General features: G+C 52.6%; 26 protein-coding genes, 1 pseudogene and 1 other annotated feature. Of the genes and pseudogenes, 4 read left to right on the top strand and 23 right to left on the bottom strand.

Annotation, left to right across the window (positions count from 1 at the left end; genetic code table 11):
- Positions 1-8: 8 nt before the first annotated feature.
- From ruvB to A6395_RS13535, 5 genes are all read right to left on the bottom strand, one after another.
- Entirely contained in the window at positions 9-1,004 is a 996-nt protein-coding gene (ruvB, locus tag A6395_RS13555; RefSeq protein ID WP_071399448.1) for a Holliday junction branch migration DNA helicase RuvB, read from the bottom strand.
- 10 nt (positions 1,005-1,014) lie between these two features.
- Complete coding sequence (gene ruvA / locus A6395_RS13550; protein WP_070327680.1) at positions 1,015-1,602, bottom strand: Holliday junction branch migration protein RuvA; 588 nt, start codon at positions 1,600-1,602, stop codon at positions 1,015-1,017.
- An 84-nt stretch (positions 1,603-1,686) separates the two neighbouring features.
- Positions 1,687-2,766 (bottom strand): quinolinate synthase NadA, encoded by a 1,080-nt coding sequence (nadA, locus tag A6395_RS13545; protein WP_071399447.1) that lies wholly within the window; start codon positions 2,764-2,766, stop codon positions 1,687-1,689.
- Complete coding sequence (nadC, locus tag A6395_RS13540) at positions 2,729-3,598, bottom strand: carboxylating nicotinate-nucleotide diphosphorylase (RefSeq protein WP_071399446.1); 870 nt, start codon at positions 3,596-3,598, stop codon at positions 2,729-2,731. Before nadC ends, nadA begins: the two co-directional genes overlap by 38 nt.
- Positions 3,552-4,985: an L-aspartate oxidase gene (locus A6395_RS13535; protein WP_252100545.1), complete on the bottom strand. Its 1,434-nt coding sequence runs from the start codon at positions 4,983-4,985 to the stop codon at positions 3,552-3,554. The genes nadC and A6395_RS13535 overlap by 47 nt, the downstream gene beginning before the upstream one ends.
- Before the next feature lie 95 nt (positions 4,986-5,080).
- Between A6395_RS13535 and A6395_RS13530 the strand changes: the two genes are divergently transcribed.
- The 4 genes from A6395_RS13530 to A6395_RS13515 all read left to right on the top strand — a co-directional run bounded on the left by A6395_RS13530 (position 5,081) and on the right by A6395_RS13515 (position 8,318).
- A complete protein-coding gene (locus A6395_RS13530; protein ID WP_233589612.1) occupies positions 5,081-6,211 on the top strand; it encodes a cysteine desulfurase family protein in 1,131 nt (376 codons plus the stop codon).
- The gene (locus A6395_RS13525) at positions 6,189-6,728 is read left to right on the top strand and encodes a transcription repressor NadR (protein ID WP_070327684.1); all 540 of its coding nucleotides are present in this window, start codon (positions 6,189-6,191) and stop codon (positions 6,726-6,728) included. The genes A6395_RS13530 and A6395_RS13525 overlap by 23 nt, the downstream gene beginning before the upstream one ends.
- Positions 6,729-6,834: 106 nt before the next feature.
- Positions 6,835-7,416, top strand: a complete 582-nt coding sequence (locus A6395_RS13520; RefSeq protein WP_071399444.1) for a DedA family protein — start codon at positions 6,835-6,837, stop codon at positions 7,414-7,416.
- 125 nt (positions 7,417-7,541) lie between these two features.
- Positions 7,542-8,318, top strand: a complete 777-nt coding sequence (locus A6395_RS13515) for an NUDIX domain-containing protein (protein ID WP_071399443.1) — start codon at positions 7,542-7,544, stop codon at positions 8,316-8,318.
- A 36-nt stretch (positions 8,319-8,354) separates the two neighbouring features.
- On the opposite strand, the gene A6395_RS13510 is transcribed toward A6395_RS13515, so the two are convergent.
- From A6395_RS13510 to A6395_RS16025, 18 genes and pseudogenes are all read right to left on the bottom strand, one after another.
- Entirely contained in the window at positions 8,355-9,641 is a 1,287-nt protein-coding gene (locus A6395_RS13510) for a hemolysin family protein (protein ID WP_071399442.1), read from the bottom strand.
- Between the two features lie 15 nt (positions 9,642-9,656).
- A complete protein-coding gene (gene obgE / locus A6395_RS13505) occupies positions 9,657-10,946 on the bottom strand; it encodes a GTPase ObgE (RefSeq protein ID WP_070327688.1) in 1,290 nt (429 codons plus the stop codon).
- A complete protein-coding gene (locus tag A6395_RS13500) occupies positions 10,947-11,387 on the bottom strand; it encodes a Spo0B domain-containing protein (protein ID WP_070327689.1) in 441 nt (146 codons plus the stop codon).
- 66 nt (positions 11,388-11,453) lie between these two features.
- Positions 11,454-11,735, bottom strand: coding sequence for a 50S ribosomal protein L27 (gene rpmA / locus A6395_RS13495; RefSeq protein ID WP_016508537.1), 282 nt, complete (start codon positions 11,733-11,735; stop codon positions 11,454-11,456).
- Positions 11,736-11,747: 12 nt separating this feature from the next.
- On the bottom strand, positions 11,748-12,083 hold the full coding sequence (locus A6395_RS13490; RefSeq protein WP_070327690.1) for a ribosomal-processing cysteine protease Prp: 336 nt from the start codon (positions 12,081-12,083) through the stop codon (positions 11,748-11,750).
- Between the two features lie 5 nt (positions 12,084-12,088).
- Complete coding sequence (rplU, locus tag A6395_RS13485) at positions 12,089-12,397, bottom strand: 50S ribosomal protein L21 (RefSeq protein ID WP_070327691.1); 309 nt, start codon at positions 12,395-12,397, stop codon at positions 12,089-12,091.
- A 15-nt stretch (positions 12,398-12,412) separates the two neighbouring features.
- Positions 12,413-12,484: a sequence feature (ribosomal protein L21 leader region), on the bottom strand.
- A gap of 55 nt (positions 12,485-12,539) precedes the next feature.
- Positions 12,540-13,865 (bottom strand): ribonuclease E/G, encoded by a 1,326-nt coding sequence (locus A6395_RS13480; RefSeq protein WP_071399441.1) that lies wholly within the window; start codon positions 13,863-13,865, stop codon positions 12,540-12,542.
- A gap of 41 nt (positions 13,866-13,906) precedes the next feature.
- The gene (gene minD / locus A6395_RS13475) at positions 13,907-14,764 is read right to left on the bottom strand and encodes a septum site-determining protein MinD (RefSeq protein WP_071399440.1); all 858 of its coding nucleotides are present in this window, start codon (positions 14,762-14,764) and stop codon (positions 13,907-13,909) included.
- A gap of 5 nt (positions 14,765-14,769) precedes the next feature.
- Positions 14,770-15,438, bottom strand: coding sequence for a septum site-determining protein MinC (locus tag A6395_RS13470; RefSeq protein WP_233589613.1), 669 nt, complete (start codon positions 15,436-15,438; stop codon positions 14,770-14,772).
- A 5-nt stretch (positions 15,439-15,443) separates the two neighbouring features.
- Positions 15,444-15,938 carry a rod shape-determining protein MreD gene (mreD, locus tag A6395_RS13465; RefSeq protein ID WP_084813088.1) on the bottom strand — a complete coding sequence of 165 codons (495 nt, stop codon included), beginning with the start codon at positions 15,936-15,938 and terminating at the stop codon, positions 15,444-15,446.
- A gap of 1 nt (position 15,939) precedes the next feature.
- Positions 15,940-16,830, bottom strand: coding sequence for a rod shape-determining protein MreC (gene mreC, locus A6395_RS13460; RefSeq protein ID WP_070327696.1), 891 nt, complete (start codon positions 16,828-16,830; stop codon positions 15,940-15,942).
- 13 nt (positions 16,831-16,843) lie between these two features.
- Positions 16,844-17,881, bottom strand: a complete 1,038-nt coding sequence (locus tag A6395_RS13455) for a rod shape-determining protein (protein WP_070327697.1) — start codon at positions 17,879-17,881, stop codon at positions 16,844-16,846.
- 193 nt (positions 17,882-18,074) lie between these two features.
- Positions 18,075-18,911 (bottom strand): DUF2785 domain-containing protein, encoded by an 837-nt coding sequence (locus A6395_RS13450; RefSeq protein WP_071399437.1) that lies wholly within the window; start codon positions 18,909-18,911, stop codon positions 18,075-18,077.
- A 119-nt stretch (positions 18,912-19,030) separates the two neighbouring features.
- Positions 19,031-19,447 carry a hypothetical protein gene (locus tag A6395_RS13445; protein WP_071399474.1) on the bottom strand — a complete coding sequence of 139 codons (417 nt, stop codon included), beginning with the start codon at positions 19,445-19,447 and terminating at the stop codon, positions 19,031-19,033.
- An 85-nt stretch (positions 19,448-19,532) separates the two neighbouring features.
- A pseudogene (radC, locus tag A6395_RS13440) lies at positions 19,533-19,841 on the bottom strand (RadC family protein); the annotation flags it as partial.
- Positions 19,842-20,341: 500 nt separating this feature from the next.
- Positions 20,342-20,755: a hypothetical protein gene (locus A6395_RS13435; RefSeq protein ID WP_071399436.1), complete on the bottom strand. Its 414-nt coding sequence runs from the start codon at positions 20,753-20,755 to the stop codon at positions 20,342-20,344.
- Between the two features lie 15 nt (positions 20,756-20,770).
- A complete protein-coding gene (locus A6395_RS13430; protein WP_071399435.1) occupies positions 20,771-21,295 on the bottom strand; it encodes a hypothetical protein in 525 nt (174 codons plus the stop codon).
- 129 nt (positions 21,296-21,424) lie between these two features.
- Entirely contained in the window at positions 21,425-21,571 is a 147-nt protein-coding gene (locus A6395_RS16025) for a hypothetical protein (protein WP_159429467.1), read from the bottom strand.
- Positions 21,572-21,679: the final 108 nt, after the last annotated feature.

The following is a 21,679-nucleotide window of genomic DNA, read 5'->3' as shown; positions in this document are numbered from 1 at the left end:
TGCATCATTTACTCCTCTTCGTATCCAAAATGCGTCTTAGCGTATTGTGTGATCATGCGTCCTCGCGGTGTCCGCTGGAGGAAGCCTTGTTGTAACAAGTATGGTTCGTAGACGTCCTCGATCGTCTGGGCGTCTTCACCGATTGTCGCGGCGAGCGTCTCGAGCCCGACTGGACCGCCGCCGAACCGTTCGACCATGGCCCGCAAGAGCCGATGGTCGACCTCGTCGAGCCCGAGGGCGTCGACGTGCAGGCGATCGAGCGCACTCGATGCCATGGCCGGGTCGATTTCTTTCGTCCCTTCCACTTGCGCGAAGTCACGGACACGACGCAACAGCCGGTTGGCGATCCGTGGCGTCCCGCGTGCGCGTTTGGCGATCGCGCCGCTCGCTTCCGGTGAGATCGACAGACGGAACAGCTGGGCCGTCCTGCTGACGATGGCCGCGAGTTCGTGTGCCTCGTAATACTCAAGTTTGAGCGTCACCCCGAAACGGTCACGGAGCGGGGCCGACAACATGCCGGCCCGTGTCGTCGCGCCGACGAGCGTGAACGGTGGCAGGTCGATGCGGACGCTGCGCGCCATCTCGCCTTGTCCGTAGACGATATCGAGACAGTAGTCTTCCATCGCCGGATATAAGATCTCTTCAATCGTCCGGCTGAGCCGATGGATCTCGTCAATAAACAGGACGTCCCCCGGCTCGAGCGTTGACAAGATCGCTGCTAAGTCGCCGGGCCGTTCGATCGCGGGGCCGGCTGTCGTCTTGATGCCGACGCCCATCTCGTTGGCGATAATTTGTGCGAGCGTCGTCTTCCCTAGACCGGGTGGCCCGTAAAGGAGGACGTGGTCGAGCGTCTCGCTCCGCATTTTTGCCGCTTGGATAAAGACGGATAAGTTCCCTTTCGCCTTCTCTTGTCCGATATACTGCTCGAACCGTTGCGGACGCAGGCTCCACTCTTCAGAGTCTTCATACTGTTGGTGGGATTGTGACAACAATCGTTCGTCCATAGGTTCCTCCTTATTTCAACAACAATTGCAGGGCGCGCTTTATGTAAGCGTCTGTCGTCAATATTTCTGAATTCAACTCTTTACGGACACGTGTGATCTCACGTTCCGAATAACCGAGAGCGGCGAGCGCTTCACACGCTTCGTCAAGTTCTGACGAGCCTTGTGCGAACAAGCCTGTGTTCGGCACGTAGTCCGGTGCGAGCTCTGACAACTTCCCTTTTAAATCGAGCGCCATTTGTTTGGCCGTCTTCTTGCCGACGCCCGGGAACTTCATCAAGTACTTCTCGTTCTCGGTCTCGATTGCGTCAATCAACGCGTCCATGTCGCCCGAGGCGACGATGGCGAGCGCGCCTTTCGGTCCGATGCCGTTGACGCCGAGCAGTTTATTGAACAGTTCGCGCTCCCGGCGTGACCGGAAACCGTACAGCGTCTGTTGATCTTCTCTGACGTAATGGTGCGTAAACACGATTACATGTTCGTCTTGTTCACGATAAAAAAACGGGTTAGGCACATGTACTTTGTAGCCGACGCCCGAAACATCCAACGTTATATATTCCGCACACACGTAGGCGACGGATCCTTTTACGAATTCAATCACTTTGTTATCTCCTCTTCATAGGAAAACTGCATTCATTGTACCATAGAAAACGTCGTGAAAAAAGGACAGGCGATCGCCTGTCCGTTATCTCGCTAACATCCGCTCAAGAGCGAGCGTTGCCCATTTCGTCGTTTCCTCATCGACACGAATGATGTTGACCGGATCCGTCTCGAGCGACTCGAGCGCCCACAACAGATGCGGCAAATCGATGCGGTTCATCGTCAGACACGGACACATGTACGGGTTGAGGGAGACGATGTCTTGCTCGGGATGCGTCATTGCTAGTCGATTGACCAAGTTCATCTCCGTCCCGACGGCCCACTTCGTCCCCGGAGCGCTCGCCTCGATCTGGTCGATGATGTATGACGTCGACCCGGCCTCGTCCGCCGCCTGCACGACGTCAAACGTACACTCGGGATGGACGATGATGCGTCGTTCCGGGTCATGCTTCCGCAACGCCTCGATTTGGGCGACATTGAACTTCTCGTGGACCGAACAATGCCCTTTCCAGAGGATGACCCGTACGTCTTCGATGTGGCCCTCGTAGTCGAGACGCTCACGAAGCGGGTCCCAGACGGCCATCGCCGCCAGCGGCACACCGAGATCAAACGCCGTGTTGCGCCCTAGGTGTTGATCTGGCAAGAACATAATCCGTTCGCCAGTCTCGAGTGCCCAACGGACGATGTCGTGGGCGTTTGACGACGTGACGGTCGCACCGCCGTTCTTTCCGACGAACGCCTTGATCGCTGCCGTCGAATTGACATACGTGATCGGGATGATGTCGTCACCGAACAAGTCGGTCAATTCCTCCCAAGCAATCTCGGTCTGGTCGATATCGGCCATATCCGCCATCGAACAACCGGCCCGCATGTCCGGCAAGATGACGAGTTGGTCGTCGCGTGTCAGCATGTCGGCCGTCTCGGCCATGAAATGGACGCCGCAAAAGACGATAAACTCGGCCCCATTCATTTGTTCGGCGAGTCGTGCGAGCTGGAGCGAATCTCCGGTCGCGTCCGCGAACTGGACGACCTCATCCTTTTGATAGTGATGTGCCGGTAGAAACAGCCGGCTGCCGAGCCGTGCTTTAATGGCTTCGATCCGTGCTTCCATCTGTTCGATCGTCATATTAGCGTATTGTGCTGGCATCGTTCCGAGTAACTGCATATTTGACCCCTCCTTTAAGATTTAAGCTGCAATCGAGAGCCGTCACCGAATTCGTCAACTGTCCGACCGAGATGACGTCGACGCCCGTACCGCGGTAGGCGGCGATCGTGTCGACGGTGATCCCACCCGACGCTTCCGTCGTGATGTGGGACGGCACGAGCGCAACCCACGCCTTCAACTCTTCCGGTGACCGGTTATCGAGCATGATGATGTCAGGACTTGCCGCGATCGCCTCACGCAACTGCTCGATCGTCTCGACCTCGACTTCGATCGGTGTCGTATGCCCGTTTTGAGCTCTCGCCACTTCGATGGCCCGCGTGATGCCCCCGAGTGCCGCAATATGGTTGTCTTTGATCATGACCGCATCGTCGAGACGCAGCCGATGGTTGTACCCCCCACCACATCGGACGGCGTATTTTTCAAGCATCCGCAGTCCCGGCGTCGTCTTCCGCGTGTCGGTGACCCGGATCGCTGGGTCGGCGAGCGCCTCGACACAGCACCTTGTCAGCGTGGCGATGCCGCACATGTGTTGCACGAGGTTGAGCAGTACCCGTTCCGTCTCGAGGATCGTCCGCGTCTTGCCTCGCAAAGCGAACATGACGTCACCTTTTTTCAAATCCGTCCCATCGTCACGGCACTGTTCGACGACGAGCCGCTGCATCGCCGCGAGTTCCATCACGACGTCAACACCGGCGAAGACCCCGTCCGCCTTGGCGGTGACGACGGCTGTCGCCCCGTCGAGCGGGTCGATGAGCGCGCTCGAGGCGTCTCCAAATCCGATATCCTCAGTTAGAAATTGTGTGAGCTGTTCGCGCAGTAACGTTCTGTTCATGGAACTCCTCCATTCTCATAAAGGCGCGTGCTAAAATCCGGCCCGCCTCAAGTTGTAATGTTCGTTCTGCCAATTGTCTTGTCACGTGTTTCGTCCGTGCCAGTTGTTGGGTATTTTCTAAGAAACTTCTCATTTCTCCAAACTCAGGCGAGATTGTCAGCCAGTTGCCTAATCGCCGACGATACGCTTGAAACGCCTCCTTCGATAACTCATAAGCGGTCACTTCAGTCACCGTGAACGGCCTTTCTTCAAGTCGCACCGATGCAGCGACCCGTTTTCCGAACACCCAGCATTCAAGTAGTGAATTAGAAGCCAACCGGTTCATCCCGTGAACACCCGTGTCGGCGACTTCACCGACCGCGTAAAGCCCGGCCACACCCGTCGATCCGGTTTCATCGACCCGCACCCCGCCCATATGAAAATGCAGACCCGGCCGGACCGGGATGCGAGCGACGTCGATCCGTTCGGCCTGACACGTCGCCCACAATTTCGGGAACCGGGCCGCAATGTCTTTGACGCGACTCGTATCGAGATAGACCGGGCCGCAGTGACGCGTGAGCACGGCCGCCACTTCATCACGGGGCGCCAGACTGCCTAGCGGATGGTGCCGCATCACGTGACACCCGTCCTCATCGACGAGTTCCGCACCCGCACCTCGCAGCGCCTCGGTCACGAGGTGCGGCGTCTCGACCGCTAGCAGTGTCGGATGAAACTGGATCTCGGTCAAGTTGGAAAGTTCGGCACCGGCAGCGCTCGCCAAGACGAGTCCATCCCCCGTCACGGCCCGACAGTTCGACGTCCAATCGACGAGCCCGCCGATGCCACCTGTCGCCAAGACGACCGCGCCCGCTTGAATATGGATTCGTTCGTCACCTTGGAAACCGGTCGCACCGACGACTCGGCCTCCCGTTTTTGTCAGTCCGTCGATCAAGACGTGCTCCATCACTTCAACGTTTTGCGGGAGCCGTTCCCGTAACGCGGTCATCACATGACGTCCGGTCTCGTCACCTCCGACGTGGTAGATCCGATGTTTCCCGTGGGCGCCTTCTCGGCCGATCTTATACCCGGACTCGTCCCGGTCGAACGCGACACCGAACCGCTCCATCTCTGAAACGACACCACGGCCGTCCTCGACGAGCGTGACGACCCGGTCCGCTTGCGCCGTCATCTTGGAAGCGACGAGCGTATCGTGTGCGTGATCGAGACTCGACGGCTCCAAATATGAACTCGCGATCCCGCCTTGGGCGAGGTCAGAGTTCGAGGAGGTCACGTCACGTTTTGAGACGAGGAGGATGCGGTACGTCTCCGGCAAATGGAGTGCCACCGTGACCCCGGCCAACCCCGCCCCGATAATCAAAACATCGACTTGTTTTAATTGTAAAGACATCTATATATCACCTGTATTTCATATGTAATGTTGACTTGTAAACTAGTTTCGCATAATTTTGTGAAGAAGACAACATGAGAAAAGGGGATACTTCGATGAACGGTTACTTTGACTACGCGGCGACACACCCGATGACCCAACCCGCCCTTGACCATTACGTCGCCATGGCCAAAGGCGTCCCCGGCAATCCCTCGTCGCTTCATACGCATGGGTTCATAGCCGAGGACTATTTGACAGAGGCGCGCCGGCTCGTCAAGCAGGCGCTCGGTCTCGATATGCTGAGAGGGAAGCTGTTGTTTACCGGGAGCGGCTCGGAAAGCAATTACATCGCGCTGACGAGTCTGCGCAAACGCATGAAAGGCAGCGAAGTCATCACGTCCTGGCAAGAGCACGACTCGGTCTCGCTCCTCCTCGACGAGTGGGAAGCTGAAGGTGTGATCGTCCATCGCCTCAAGCTGAAAGACGGCCAGTTCGACCACGACAAGTTCCTCCACTTGCTCGATCGTGATATCGGACTCGTCACGTTTCAGCACGTCAACTCGGACACCGGCTGGATTTTGCCGCTCCATAACATCCTCTGTAAACTTAAATATAAGAAAGTACTGCTCCATATCGACGGAGTACAAGCGCTCGGAAAAATACCGGTCTCGGTCGACGGGATCGACGCTTACTCGTTCAGCGCCCATAAAGTCGGCGGGCCGAAAGGAGTCGGCGGTCTCTATATGGAACGTCTATTGCCTCCACCCTACTACCCGGGTCACCATCAGTACGGCATCCGTCCCGGAACGATCGACGTGCCCGGCATCTCTGCGTTCGTCAAGGCGTTCACCAATCGGCACGAGAATCGGACACGTCACGAAAGAAATTTCTTAGCGTTTCGTGCTATCTTGAAAGAGAAGACATCGTCACATGTTGACTGGCTCGAGTTCGACGACCAAAGTCCGGCCATCCTCTCATTCGTCTCGGACAAACGGGACGGCCAATGGTGGATGACCGAACTCGACGCACTCGGCTTCCAAGTGTCGGCCGGCTCGGCTTGCCGGGCCGGTCAAAACGGACCGAACCGCATGCTCGAATCACTCGGCTATGAGACGAGCGCCTGCCACGGGCTCGTCCGAATTTCCTTCGGCGAACAGACAACCGCCGAAGCCACGGCGGCACTCGCCGATGCCATCGTCACTTTAGCAAGGAGAGTTGAACACCATGAACAAACGTTTAGCCGGTGAAGAACGCCGGCGCACTTTATTGGAATTGATTGAAGCGAGTACGGAACCGATCACCGGTTCCGAGCTCGCCCGCCGCGTCGCGGTCAGCCGCCAAGTCATCGTCCAAGACTTGTCGCTCTTGAAGGCGAAAGGCCACCAAATCGTCGCGACCGCCCGCGGCTATGTCTATCTACCCGGCGAGGCGTCACCGTCCGCCTACACACGAAAAGTCGTCTGTCGGCACGAAGCCGAGGACATGGAAGCCGAGATGAACGCCATCGTCGACGAAGGTGTCACGATTCGTGACGTCATCATCGACCACCCCGTCTACGGGTCGCTGACTGGTCAGTTGATGGTGAAGAGCCGGCGCGACGTCCGGGCCTTCCTCGAACGCGTCGAGGCCAACCAGGCTGCCCCACTGTCCCATTTGACGGGTGGGCTGCACATTCACACGCTCGAAGCCGACAGTGCGGACGCGATTGATGCCGCCGTCTCTGAACTTGAGCGCCTCGGCGTGCTCGTTTCCGAACTCGACTAAAAGATGTCACGCCTTTGTGACATCTTTTCTTTTGCTTTCCTAGTTTGTCCGTTATACTGATGGATGGAACAAATTCCCTACTACGTATTGAAAGGAGTGATCTGTCATGTGGCACTTCCTCGAGCAACTCTTGGCCGGATGCGGCGTCTTCAGTATCCCGCTCGGCATCTTCATCCAAGTCATCCCAAACGAGCTCGTCCTCGCATACGGCGGTTATCTCGTCGGTTCCCTTGACGCGTCATTCCTGTTCATCTTTTTGCTCGCTTGGTCGGCTTTCGTCGTGACCCAGGTCGCATTGTATGGGATTGGCCGCTACGGCGGACGACCGGTCGCCCTGCGATTGTATCGCTCGTTTCGGATCAAGCAGGAGAAACAGCTTCAAGCCGAGTCGTGGTTTGAGAAGTACGGGGCGTGGATCGTCTGCCTCAGCGTGATTTGGCGTCAATTGTTCGCCATCAGCGCCGGCGTGATGCGGTTGTCGTTCCGTAAATTCCTGACGATGACAACGATCGTCTTCGCGGTCTGGTCGTTCGTCTTCGTCAAAGTCGGCATGATGCTCGGCAGTAATTGGCGATATATCGGCGAATACACACACGGCCTGTTTCCTTATATCGGGCTCGGCATCGGCATCTTCTTTGTCGCCCGCTATATCCGCTCACATCCGAACTTCATGAAAAAGTCAGCCTGAACAAAAGTTCGGGCTGACTTTTTTTAAATAGAGGGTAAACTGATACGTATGGCGAATACGTCATAGTGAGGAAATCAATCTATTTCTAAAGCACAGAGACAGCAACCGTCAAAGGAGGAATTTTCATGTTCCATCGTCGAAAAACGTATACGATCCGTCCCGAACGCTTGCAAGAATTCACTGAGTTTTTCCATACATACCTGTATCCGATTCAGGTATCGCACGGCGCACGGCTCGTCGGCCGTTGGGTGACCGAGGACCAAACCGAGGTCATGGCACTTTGGGAATACCGCGACCGTGAGCACTATGAACAAGTCGAACGCGATTACCGCTCGAGCGCACTCCGTCGCGAGGCGATGAAGAAGCGGGCCCGTCTCGGGAAAGACTTATACATCAAGTCGAGCGAAGAGTTCATGATGCCGACCGGGCACTACACCCCGCCGCGCACGATCGTCTCCGTGACCGCCTACATCACGAACGATGACGGTGAAGTGCTGCTCGTCAAAAACACGCACCGGAGCGACACGTACGAGATGCCGGGCGGACAGGTCGAAGAACACGAATCGATCATCGATGCGATCCATCGTGAAGTGAAAGAAGAGACCGGGGCCGACGTCGAAATCGACGGTATCATCGGGATCTATCAAAACGTGTCGTCACGCGTCCTCTGCGTCTCGTTCCATGGACGTTACGTCTCGGGCGACCTTCGTCCGCAAGCTGGCGAGACACACGAGGTCGGTTTCTTCCCGATCGATGCGTCGAACGTGTCGGACTACATCAAACGTGACCACTTCCAGATGCGTCTCATTGATGCGATCGACCCGACGTACATCCCGCACGCAATCTACAAGGTTCGCCCTTACGAGTTGCTCGAGCGCGTCGAGCGCCACCATACCGTCTAAACAAAAAGGAGATCGCCACGTGGCGATCTCCTTTTCTTATGCCTGTTCAGCCGATTCGGATTGACTCGTTTCGACTAACAGTTTGCGAATGCGTCGTTTTTCGACGTGGAGAACGGTGAACGTCATGTCGTCATACGTGACACGCGCACCTTTCTCTGGGATGTCGCCAAGCAGCTCGACGATCCAACCACCCATCGTGTTGGCATCTACTTCAGGTTCTTTAATCCCCATCTCGTCAGCGAACTGATCGACGTCCATGTCGGCCATACACTCGTATACGCCGTCTCGAAGCCGTCTCAAGTAGACGATCGATTCGTCGTGCTCGTCCCAAATATCGCCGACGAGCTCTTCAAGCATATCCTCGAGCGTGATGAGACCAGCCGTCCCACCAAACTCATCGAGGACGACAGCCATGTGTGATTGTTTTTGCTGCAGAATCGGGAGCAGTTCGATCAATTTCGTCTGCGGTGACACGTACGTGAGCGGACGAATGAGTGAACGGATATCCGTCACTTCGTCTCGCATCATCGAACGAAGGAAGTCACGTTCCGACAACACCCCGATGACGTTGTCAATCGAGTCTTTATACACAGGGAGACGAGAGTGCCCCCCGCTAAAGATCGTGTCTTTGATCTCTTCGAGCGTATCGTCGATGTCGACGGCGAGGATGTCAATCCGCGGCGTCAACACGTCATCGACGGTGATGTCGTTGAAAGAGAAGGCGCTATGCACCAGTTCGGCTTCTTTCTCACCGAGCACTCCTTCTTCTTCACCCATATCGACGAGCACTTTCAATTCTTCTTCCGTCACCGACGGTTCTTTGTCGGCCATCCCGATCATGCGAAGCGTCAAGCGCTTGAGACCTGTAAAGATCATCGTGACAGGCTTCAGGATTTTAACAAGGAACAACAAGATTCCGCTGATCAAAAGTGAATACTTTTCAGCGAATTCTTTGGCGAGTGATTTCGGCAAGATCTCACCGAAGATCAAGATGACAACGGTCGTCGCGAACGTCGAGACAATCAAGCCGGTCCCACCCGAGAATATACTCGTGGCGATCGCCGTCGAAACGGTCGCGGCACCAATGTTGACGATGTTGTTCCCGACGAGGATCGTCGAGAGCGTATCGTCAAACCGGTCGACGAGGTGGAGGACGCGTTTCGCGCCCTTATCCCCGTCTTCACTCATCCGGATCATCCGGACGCGGTTCACGCTCGAGAGCGCGGTCTCTGCTGAAGAGAAGAAAGCTGACAAAAATACTAGAACTGCATAAAGAATTAAACTAGACGAGGGCACAGGGTCCACGTTTACTTCACACTCCATTTCCTATTTAAAAGATTATTCGACAAATTCGAATTCAAAGTCAGAGATCGCAACGACGTCGCCATCTTGAGCACCTAGCTTACGAAGGTCCTCATCGACGCCCATTTGACGCATCTGACGGGCGAATCGTTTGATCGAGTCATCGTGATCGAAGTTCGTCATCTTGAATAGTTTCTCGATGCGCGGCCCCGTGATCACGAAGCGTTGGTACTCATCGACATGAATCTGATACCCTTTCTCTTCCTTCTCGTAACGATAGACGACACGTGGTGTGGCTGTTTTCGCTTCGAGCTCTTCAAGTGGGAATTCAGGTGTCGCGTCGACGAGATTAGCTACTTCGATGAGCAAGTTGCGAAGTCCTTCTTTCGCGAGTGCCGAGATCGGGAAGACTTTGACGTCATCGCCGACTTTCTGTTGGAACTCTTTAAGAAGTTCTGGCGCATCCGGCATATCCATCTTGTTGGCGACGACGATTTGTGGACGCTCGAGGAGACGTAAGTTGTACGACTCGAGTTCACGGTTGATCGTCGTGTAGTCTTCGAACGGGTCACGTCCTTCGATCCCGCTCATGTCGATCATATGAACGATGACTTTCGTCCGTTCGATATGACGCAAGAACTGGTGACCGAGACCGACGCCTTGGCTCGCGCCTTCGATAAGTCCAGGAAGGTCGGCCATGACGAAGTCACGGTCGTCAGCTGTTTTAACGACACCGAGGTTCGGTGTGATCGTCGTGAAGTGGTATGCTCCGATTTTTGGACGTGCCGATGAGACGACCGACAAGAGCGTCGATTTCCCGACTGACGGGAATCCGACAAGACCGACGTCGGCGAGGAGTTTCAGTTCAAGACGCAACTCACGCTCTTGGCCCGGTTCTCCGTTTTCAGCGATTTCTGGTGCCGGGTTCGACGGTGTCGCAAATCGACAGTTTCCGCGTCCACCGCGGCCGCCTTTAGCGATCGTGGCCCGTTGGCCGTGCTCGGTAAGGTCGGCAATGACAGTATCCGTCACTGAATCGAAGACGATTGTGCCTGGCGGGACTTTGACGACGAGCGGCTTCGCTTTACGTCCGTGCATCCCTTTCGACATTCCTTTTTCACCGTTATAGGCGATGAACTTCTTCGAGAAGCGGAAATCAACGAGCGTCCGTAATCCTTCTTCTACTTCAAAGACGACGTCGCCACCGTGACCACCGTCACCACCTGCTGGTCCACCGTCTGGAACATACTTCTCGCGACGGAACGCGACCATTCCTTTACCACCGTCTCCAGCTTTTACAAAAATATTCACCTGATCGACAAACATTTAATTCCCTCCTTTTAAACGAAACGTAGAACATTCTACAGTCTGTTCGTGCACTTCGTCTGACGTGAACACATCTCCCGGCACGTTGCCGAAGACGCGAACCGCCAGTCCGTCCGTGAACGTCACATGAATCGGTCCATCCGTTCCTGACAGAAGACGGACAAGTTTATCCGCCACGCGTGCGTCGTCCAACGACGCACGGTCGGTCGATACCTTATAGGTCAACCGCCCTTCCCAATTCGCCTGTATGATGACGAGACTAGTCGCCGGCATATTTAAGCGAACGAGCGCACTCTCCTCGTCGGCGTGCTGACGATAACGTTCGTACAGCTCCTCGAGTCTATCAGGCTCGAGCGCCGCATACAAGGAGATCATCTGAAGCCGATTCATCCATTCGTGACGGACGGTCGATAATAATTTCAGCGTTGCCTGTGAGTCCATTTGATCCTCTCCTAGTAAAAAAGACTCTAACCAAATAAGTGGCTAGAGTCTTTTGCGTGGTTCTACTTACGCAACTGGGTAAACGCTCACTTGTTTCTTGTCGCGACCAAGACGCTCGAAGCGTACTACGCCGTCAACTTTAGCAAACAATGTGTCGTCGCCACCACGGCCGACGTTTTCACCTGGGTGAATTTTCGTACCGCGTTGACGGTAGAGAATCGATCCAGCTGAAACTGTCTGTCCGTCAGCGCGTTTAGCGCCGAGGCGTTTCGAAATCGAGTCACGACCGTTTTTAGTCGATCCAACTCCTTTTTTCGATGCGAAGAACTGAAGGTTCAATTGTAACATGAGGTCCACCTCCTATTGTTCAATTTGGATATAATCACCGTAACTTTGGGCGATCGTGTCTAGTTGCACGAGCATCCCTTCTAATAACAGCTGGGTGCGAGTCATATCCTGCGGTGATAGTTCAGGATATGTCTCGACATAAAAGTAACCACCCTCTGTTTTGTCTGCCATTTCTACAAGAAGCGACTGGCCTGCGAGTACCTCGACAGCGTTATACGCCCCAAAAATGATGGCGGAAACGCCGGCACACACTAAGTCAGAACCGGGTTCAGCAAAGTTGGCGTGACCTGTCACTTCGACGGAACGAATCGACTTCGTCTCGTCTCGTCTGACCGTTACTTGAATCATAGAAATTACGCTTCGATTTTCTCGATGCGAACTTTCGTGTAAGGCTGACGGTGACCTTGCTTACGACGGTAGTTTTTCTTAGCTTTCATTTTGAAGACAGTGATCTTTTTCGCGCGACCGTGTTTAACGACAGTTGCTACTACTTTAGCGCCCTCTACGAATGGAGCTCCGACTTTAACATCGTCACCACCAACGAAAAGAACTTCACCGAATTCTACAGTACCCTCGACATCAGCATCGAGTTTTTCGATGTAGATCTCTTGACCTGCTTCAACTTTGATTTGCTTACCACCAGTTTTGATGATTGCGTACATATACGTGCACCTCCTTATTAAACTCAGACTCGCCATCCAGGGCAGGGCGAAACCGTTTCAACCCGTTCTGTGCGGTTGTAGCCATTTGGGTGCTTCCAAACGAACTAACGTTATAGATATTACCACTCTCGCGCGAGGCTTGTCAATGACGAGATACGAAGTTCTCACATTCCTCGAGTGTACCATGAAAAGCGACGTCGGGCTCTCCTTCTATAAAGAACACATGAAGACCTGACGCGTCCCAGGCCCCGTCTTGCCACTTCGCCGGCAGCGACAGTACGACCGCCTCCCGTTTTCCGTCTAGCTCCATGAGCGTGCGTTCAAGCCGCGAGAACACGGCCAGCTTCGACGGTGCACCGTTATACGTCATCCGGTCTTGAATCGAACGTCCGGTCCGCTCGCGCGATAGTTCGAACAGTCCCATCCGTGTGAAGCCGTACACTTCGACACGACGTGGGTCACGGGCCCCGAGTTCTTTCATTCGTTTCAAAAGTCGGTCTTGTCCGTCTTTTGACCCGCGTAAAAAGTCGATGACGACCATGCCGCAGATATTGCGCAGGCGGAGCTGTTCCATAATCGCATACAGCGCCGCCTCATTGATCGTGTCGGCGGCGCGCCCTTTGTCTTTGACGGCGACGTTCTTGCCGCTGTTGACGTCGATGACGGTCATCGTCTCGACTTGTTCGACCAAGACGTAAGACCCGCCTTCGAGCCAGACGACACGGTTCCCGAGCTTCTCGATCGCTGTGTCTAAACGCGCGGCTTCTTTCATCCGGCCTTTGCCGATGTGGCGTTCGACCGGGACGTCGAGCCGCTTCAAACGCTCTTGCGCCTCTTTATCGTTCAACAGTACCGACTCGACCGAATGACGCCGGACGAACTGCTCACAGAGCAGTTCGTCTTGACCGCGGCGCGCCGTCTCGACGTCAGCTGCCCGGGCCCGCAACAAGGCCAGCTCCTCGCGAAGCGCCTCGGGACTGGCTTGTCCTGATTCGGTCCGGAACAACACACCTTCCGCCTCATTGAGCGTGAACACTTTCGACAACTGGTCCTGCGTAGCGAGGTCGAGCTTGCGGCTGAACAACTGGCGCCGTCCATACGGGAAGTAGACGAGATAGCGCCCTCCGAACCGAATGTTCTCGGTCACTTTGTGGTGCTTGCCCCCGATGCCCTCTTTCGTCACTTGGACGAGACGTTTCTCCCCGACGACGGCCGCCTGACCGATACCCGGGACTTCCGGGTAGGCAGCGAGCGCCCGGAGCGTCTCGGCGATCGGCAAGAAAAATGTCGTCTCGCCGTTGACGAGGAAAGCGGCACCGAGTGACGGATGAATCCGTTCGATCGCGGCTTCAAGGATCGTCCCGACCGAGAGCTGATCGACAAAGCGCTCCTCGACTTCAAGCAGACGCTCGCCGTCGACGAGCATGGCCCGCTCGATTGACGGGGTCCGTTCATAGATGAGTTTCATACGAGCACTCCTTTCGACACAAAAAGGCAACTTTCGTTGCCTTAGACTTTTTTCATTCCAAACTTCAATAGCAATCGTGCCCAAAATCCGGTCGGTTGTTGGTCCGTCTGGATGGACATGAGCGGCACCGACTCACCGAGAATACGGCGTGTGATGTTGCGATACGCTTGTCCGGCGTTATTGTCCGGGTTCATTGTCACCGGGACACCCCGGTTTGCCGCGGCGATGACTTCTTCATCATCGACGACGACGCCGAGCAGGTCGATCGACAGGATGCGCATGATGTCATCGATGTCGAGCATGTCGCCCGATGCGACGAGATGATTCTTCACGCGGTTGACGATGAGTTTAGGCGCCGCGACGTGTTCCGCTTGTTCGAGCATACCGATGATGCGGTCCGCGTCTTGGACGGCCGCCTTCTCAGGCGTCGTCACGACGATAGCCTCGTCGGCGCCGGCGATGGCGTTCATGAATCCTTGCTCGATTCCGGCCGGGCAGTCGATCAAGACGAAATCATATTCCGTCTTCAACTGGTCGATGATCTCTTTGACTTGCTCCGGTTGGACCGATGTCTTGTCTTTTGACTGGGCCGCCGGCAACAGGTACATCTCTTCGAACCGCTTGTCACGGACGAGCGCTTGGGGCAACTTGCACTGCCCGTTGATGACGTCGACGAGGTTATAGATGCTCCGGTTGTCGAGTCCTAGGATGATATCCAAGTTCCGTAGACCGATGTCCGTATCGACGAGACAGACCGAGTGTCCGGACAATGCGAGACCCGTCCCGAGGTTAGCGGTCGTCGTCGTCTTGCCGACGCCACCTTTCCCCGACGTCACGACGATGGCCCGACCTTTCTTCACTTCTTTTGCTGTATGTACAGGCTCTACTACTTGCTCCATCAAACTCACCCTCTCTGTAATTCCATTGCATATGCGTCTTTAAGCCCTGTCATGACTTGGCGGAGACGCGTCATTTCAATGCCATGATTCGTCTGATACGCGCAGCCCATCTCGATCTCTGGCATCTCGGCATCGTCGTCTGGCGTGAGCACGTGTTCACCGATCGCTAGAAACAGCGGATGCAATAGGCTTGCGGTAATGACCGCGTCCTCCCATCCTTCGACACCGGCCCGGACATTTCCTCGTATCGTGCCTAAACAATAGATACTTCCCGTCGCCCGAACTTCAGACCCCGGATTGACGTCGCCGACAATGAGCACCGAACCCTCAAACGAGAGCACTTGCCCGCTGCGGATCGTACCGCTATGGTAATGGAACGTCTTTTTCCCGTAAGTCGCTTTCGCCTCTTCGGTCAACATGACCTCGCTCGACAGCTCCTCGATATAAAAAACGCCATGACGAGCAACGACTTCACGAATTTGACGTGACAGCTCCTCGTCCAAATAACGAGTACCCGCGTGCAACTTGAGTGCAATCTCCCCAGAGGGCGGCTCCATTTCTTGTAACGTGGCCTCAAGCTCTCCGAGCACCTCATCGACGCCACTCCGTGGATTGAAGTGGATTGCAATACCGTTGCGATGTCCTTTTATCGTAATGTGTCGTTTACGCTCCATCATGGCTACCCTCTTTTCGCTACAGGGCGCACCGCCACGTATCGCGTCATCGGATAATAAAGAATCGCGACGGCGATCACATTGACGACGAGCGTCCCTGGAATCTGTTCAACTAATAGTGTTTGTATGGTAATCGTCGTCCCACCGACCGCTGCCATGATACCGTATATCCCGAAGGAGAAGACGAGAATCATGAACGTGAACGTGATGACGACCGAGAAGAAGTTCTCACCTATATATTTTAACACGAAGCTGACTAAGAGAGGAATGAGTGAAAAAGTAAATAAGTAAATTCCGAGCAAGTCGGTGTAGACGATGTCATACAATAACCCGAATACGAGACCGAATCCGAGTGCCGACTCAAACCGGCCATACAAACCGACGTACATTAACCCAATCAACGTCAAATACACGAACGGCGTCGCGTAGTGCCATGAAAAGATGGCAGCCCATGTCCCTTCAATAAGAAAGAGGAGGAACAGGGCGATGAACACTTTCATGTTACTCACCCGCTGCTCCTCCTTCCTCGGGACCCGTCAAAAACGGTTCGTCTAGCGTTCGATCGATGACAAACATTTGCGAGAACTCGTTGAAGTCCGCCTCTGGCGTGATGCGGGCAACTTGAGACACACCATATTCATCGGTCTCGATCGACTTCACCTTACCGATGACGAGACCGGCCGGATAACGTCCGCCGAGCCCTGACGTCGAGACGATCTCGCCTTCTTTCAACTTGACGCTGTTCGAAACCTTTGTGAAAAAGAGTTCGTTCGTCTCGCTGTCGAAGCCGTCGATCGTTCCGTACGCCGCCTTACCGTCCGCATCTTTGACGACCGCAGAGACGTTGTTCGTCCGGTTGTTGTCGCTCAGGAGCTGAACTTGTGACGTATAGGCGCTCGTTTGAATGACGCGCCCGACCATGCCGCCAGCGGCCGTCACAGCCATGCCTTTTTCAACGCCGCGTTCTTGCCCGACGTTGATCGTCACATAGCGCTGCCAGTCGTTCGGCGTGCGCCCGATGACCTCTGCCGGAATCAAATCAAAGTCACGGAGCGAGCTTTCGCCCGCCTCGACCATTTGACGCAACTCCTCGTTCTCACGGCGCAGGTCGTCAGCTTCGACAGACACTTCGGCGTATTTCGTCAAATGTTGCTTCAATTCACGGTTCTCTTCATAAATTTCACGGACGTTCGAAATCGAGGACACGGTACTATCCATCCAGCCGATCGGCACCGTGAACACCCGTTGGAACGTTCCGACCACATCACGCGTGACGTCTTGGTACCAGGCGGATTCCGACCGTCCTCGAATCGAAACTCCTAAAATGACAAGAAATAAAATGATACCGATCAGCGTGATGATGAGCTTTTTATTACGTACAAACCGGCTCATCGTTTAACACCTTTCATCGGCGTGACGAGATGCCTGATTTTGAACGGAGGACGTCCATCATTTCAAGAGATTTTCCAGTCCCGATCGCAACGCAATCGAGCGGTTCATCCGCAATGAGAGTCGGGATGTGCGTCTCATCAGAGATGACACCGTCCAAGTTTTTAAGGAGCGCGCCGCCGCCTGTAAGGACGATACCGCGGTCCATGACGTCGGCTGCGAGTTCTGGCGGTGTTTGTTCGAGCGTTTGTTTCACACCGGCTAGAATCGCGTCGACCGTGTCTGAAAGTGCTTCGCACACTTCAACTGCCCCTACTTCGATCTGTTTCGGGAGACCGGTCACGAGATCGCGTCCGCGGATTTCCATCGTTTCGTTTTCGTTCGACTCGTCGATGCGGGCCGAACCGATTTCCATCTTGAGCGCTTCTGACGTACGTTCCCCGATCATGAGGTTGTATTTGTTTTTAATGTAACGAATAATGGCGTCATCCATTTCGTCACCACCGACACGGATCGATTGGCTCGTCACGATGCCGCCGAGTGAGATCACTGCGACTTCGGTCGTACCGCCACCGATATCGACGACCATCGAGCCTGTCGGTTCCCAAACTGGGAGACCGGCGCCGATTGCTGCCGCGAACGGTTCTTCAATCGTATACGCTTCGCGAGCGCCTGCTTGCTTGGCCGCATCTTCAACCGCACGTTTTTCAACTGACGTGATGCCGCTTGGCACACAGATCATAACGTTCGTTTTCGATGAGAACAACCCGCTCTTTGATTTTTGTGCTTGTTCCATGAAATATTTGATCATCGTTGCTGTCGTTTCGAAGTCAGCGATAACCCCATCTTTCATCGGACGGCGTGCCGTGACGTTCCCCGGCGTACGTCCAATCATATCTTTGGCCTGATTACCTACGGCCTCAATTCTACCTGTATCTGTACGGAACGCCACTACGGACGGTTCACGAACAACGATGCCTTGACCTTTTACATAAACGAGCGTATTTGCCGTTCCAAGGTCGATTCCGATTTCTCGGTTAAAACTACGAAACATACGTACTGCCCCTCTCCTGGTTACACTAATTATTATTATAACGGAAAAATCATGTTTGAAAACGTTCAATCGATTACAGGTTATTTACAATCCCCTTCATCTCAGTCCTGTTCCACCGTATATTAGTGTGCCTTCTTTTCAACAAAAACGCAAATCAAAAAGCAGACGCATGGAAGCGCCTGCCTGGACCTCGTCATATCTGCTTCAACGTTTCAGACACGGTGGTTTGAAGCATCGGTCGGTTCATCTCAAATGATTTCACAAAAAAGCTTTTCAAAAACGACTTCACGTTACAAACGACGTGCCAATACTGTTCGGCCTCGAGTTGCTGTTTTTGTACACTCAATCTAGCAGGCAAGCCTTCTAGCAGAATGATAATTTCGTGTTCGTCCATCCCGCGATGTAACAAGGCAAAAATGGGATTCAGCAAGCGCTCGTCCTCGTCATGCAGATAGACAGTCGGAATCATGACTTTGTTCCATAGCGCCTCCAAGATTTCGCTGAACTCCGTCTCGTCAAGTTTCGGATGCAAGACTAGTTCGTCGAATGCATCGGCCACGTGGGCGATGGAATGAGCCCAACCTTTTGCGGGCACATAGCCTCTCGTATCGATTTCACAATCAAGATACGCCAGGAGCTTTGCTTTCAACATCTCGATATCCATTTCCGGTAAAAATCCTTGTTGACGGTCTTGATACACAATCAAGGCAATCAACAACGTCGAGAACGACCGTGTGAAGACCGTATCCGATTCCGCTTCTCCGATTCCGTGGAACAAGTGGTATTTGAGCGTTGTCTTCAACATGTTCGTCAACTGTTCGTTCGTCAGTTGCTCGTCTTCGATGATGAACCGGTAAAAGAGCGTATAAATCAACTGATCTCGCATTTCGGGGTCCGTCGAACCGATATGATGGAGCATCGATTGGATGACGCGATCCTCGTCTAATTCGTGTAACTGAGCTGTCCGGTTTTTGATGGCCTTCAACGTCAGCTTTAACTCTTGTTCACTGTAAATACTCTCCTCGTTCATGTATTTTCATGTCCCCTTTGATTAACCTTCTGTCCTTACATCTTCAACGCGGTGATTGACGACTCCTCTAAAATACAAAAAAGCAGGCGGATATGCGCCTGCTTCAAATTACGGCCGATTCAAGTTCGCGTCGAAAGTGACATTAACAGCATCGCCCCGTAGCAAATTACGGAGAGGAGAAGCACCGGCCGATAAAACCGCGATGGCTTTTGACGCGTCGCTCCAGCCACAAAGCTTGAGATGATCAGAACGAACAAATAACCCCCGACGTACGTGAAAGTGAGTTGTCCGACCATCTGCCACATTTGTGAATCAAGCGTTGCATTCCCCCAAGCGAGAAACACAGCTAGATAGGCGACGAGTGCGGTGAGGCCGATTCCGATGCCGACGAGCGGTGAGAAGCGATCGAGCCAATGATGTTTCTGTAGTCGGTAATATAACCCAATACTGATCAAAACGAACAGGACGAAGACGACGAGTGATAATACGATTGGGTCGAGCGGAACGAAGCTCGCTAAACATGCAAAGCTAATCATTAAAAGCCAAATTAATTTCTCCAATGTAAACACCTCGTCTGTCAGTATAACAAACAGATGTCTCATTTGGAAAATTAATTCCATTTCACCCATTCATATAGCCCCGTTGCTTCATACTGACATAATGATCCTCGCCGATGATGACGTGGTCGAGGCACGCGATCCCGACAATGTTGCCCGCTTCGACCAAGCGCTCCGACACTTCGATGTCTTCCCGGCTCGGCGTCGCGTCCCCGCTCGGATGGTTATGCAGAGCGATGAAACACGCCGCCGACAGCTTGAGCGCTTCGCGGAAGACGTCGCGCGGATGAACGATCGACGAATTTAATCCGCCGACGAACAACGTCTTGCGCGCGATCAATTGATTTTTCGTGTTTAAGTACAAACAAATAAACTAGATATAAATACTATAATTGCATTTGCTTTGGTTCACTATCTTCTTATTAAAAAGCAAATGTTTTTGAAGTGGCGCGACAAACTCCTATATAGAGTTCTTTCTTATGATGTATATCTTACCTTCTTTTAACGATATAGACACATGACGACTTTTTCCTTAGGCGTTATTCTTTATGTGAGGTGATGATATTGGAGACTTTTAGATATAGTAAACCATTCCGCCAAGCAAGCGAAGAGGAACTAAACTGGATCTATACACGACTCTCAACATCTTTTGAGAGGCGAGATGTCATCTTCAGCGTTGAAAAAATCCTAAAAGGTAGGGTCTTATTACACGTCAGCTGTGATGGCGACCTATGCTCTGTGTACTTCAATTTCATGACAGGTCGTTTTTCACGGCCGACAGATTTGTCTGTTCCTGAAAAAGGCATTGCCCAATAAAAAAGTCCCCACTCAGTTGAAGTGGGGACTTTTCGTGCAGATGTTGAAAAACTGCAACTATCTCGAAATGTTATGTTCTTTAAAATATTCTCGAATGTAATCATAGTCTTCAATTCCTGCTTGAATAGAATTTGTAGATTTGCTTTTAACGGGGTGATCTTCTTCGAAAGCAGCAGAAGAGAATGTTAATGCTTCAATGTTTCTTTTGATATCAAAACTGTCTAAGAATACCATCATCATTAATTTGAAATTTGAGGGAATGGGCTTGCCTCGAGTTTTTAAATGTCTCGTGATCATGCTCAATCTGCCTTTAAAGTTAAAAGCCATCTTAATAGCAAATGTAGTCCCAAGAACTGTATAGATCAATTTTCTTCTTACGCTTTGAACTCCCATATGACCTAATGAAGAGTAGAAGACAAATACTGTCATAAGAAACATCACTATTAGTGAGATTAAAACAATTCTTAACATTGTAAACCTCCTTAGTTAAGATGTTCGTTTCGATTCATCTTCATTGACACTTCGTAGCTGTTTCAAAAAAGCCTCATACTCTTCTCTATCGAGTGTTGGACAAATATAGAAGAAATACTCAGTAGCTACTACAGCTATTATTGCAATTTCAAGCGCTCTCTTAAGGTAAAGTTTTATTTCTCCTATCCAAAAATCAAAAGGCACCATAGAAGTATCTACAAAGATGTGAAGTCCGCCAGAATCTGTCTTTAAAGGTATATACCCTCCACTAATGACTGGCAAAACCATTACGAAATAAACTCCAATATTAGCAACTATTAGAACTTTAGCTAACATAGGTATTATGTAGTTATTCTTTTCGATAATCAACAATTGAATCCTGCTTAAATAGTCAGCTATTAACATACAGGCAAAGATTATTATCGTTGGAGCATAGGATTCTGGAGTCATTCCTCCAAGAACTGAACCCCATAACCACACTATTCCCAGTCCCAATGACAAAACGCGGAAAATGTTTATTAAATACTTAGTGCTTAACAATCCATCCTCTCCCTTTTTGATATCAAGTTAATTATTACCATATTTCTAGATGTCGAAAGGGATATAATTTTTATTTTTGGTAAATGATTCAAAGGACTTCAACTTAGAAGCTGAAGTCCTTTGAATCATTTAAACACTTTTCGACTTGATGACCTTGCCATCGAGACTGAGCGTCGTCTTATCGTCCGGCTGTACCCAGGCGCCCGAGGCGATCGCATGACTAAATGTCTGCTTGTAGCCGCATTGTCCTGCCACATCAACCTTAAAGACATCCATTGGATTAAGTGTTGAGTCCGTACCTGCCTTCCAAATGTTCGACGAGCGGGATAATGTAGGCGAGTACAGAGGATAGTTGATATCGGGTGTCAATCTCGATGTGGAGAT

This window comes from Exiguobacterium sp. SH31, from assembly GCF_001816105.1.
GTDB classification, from domain to species: Bacteria; Bacillota; Bacilli; order Exiguobacteriales; family Exiguobacteriaceae; genus Exiguobacterium; species Exiguobacterium aurantiacum_A.
Note: the sequence above shows the minus strand (reverse complement) of the source record. Positions and strands in the feature narration are given on the sequence as shown.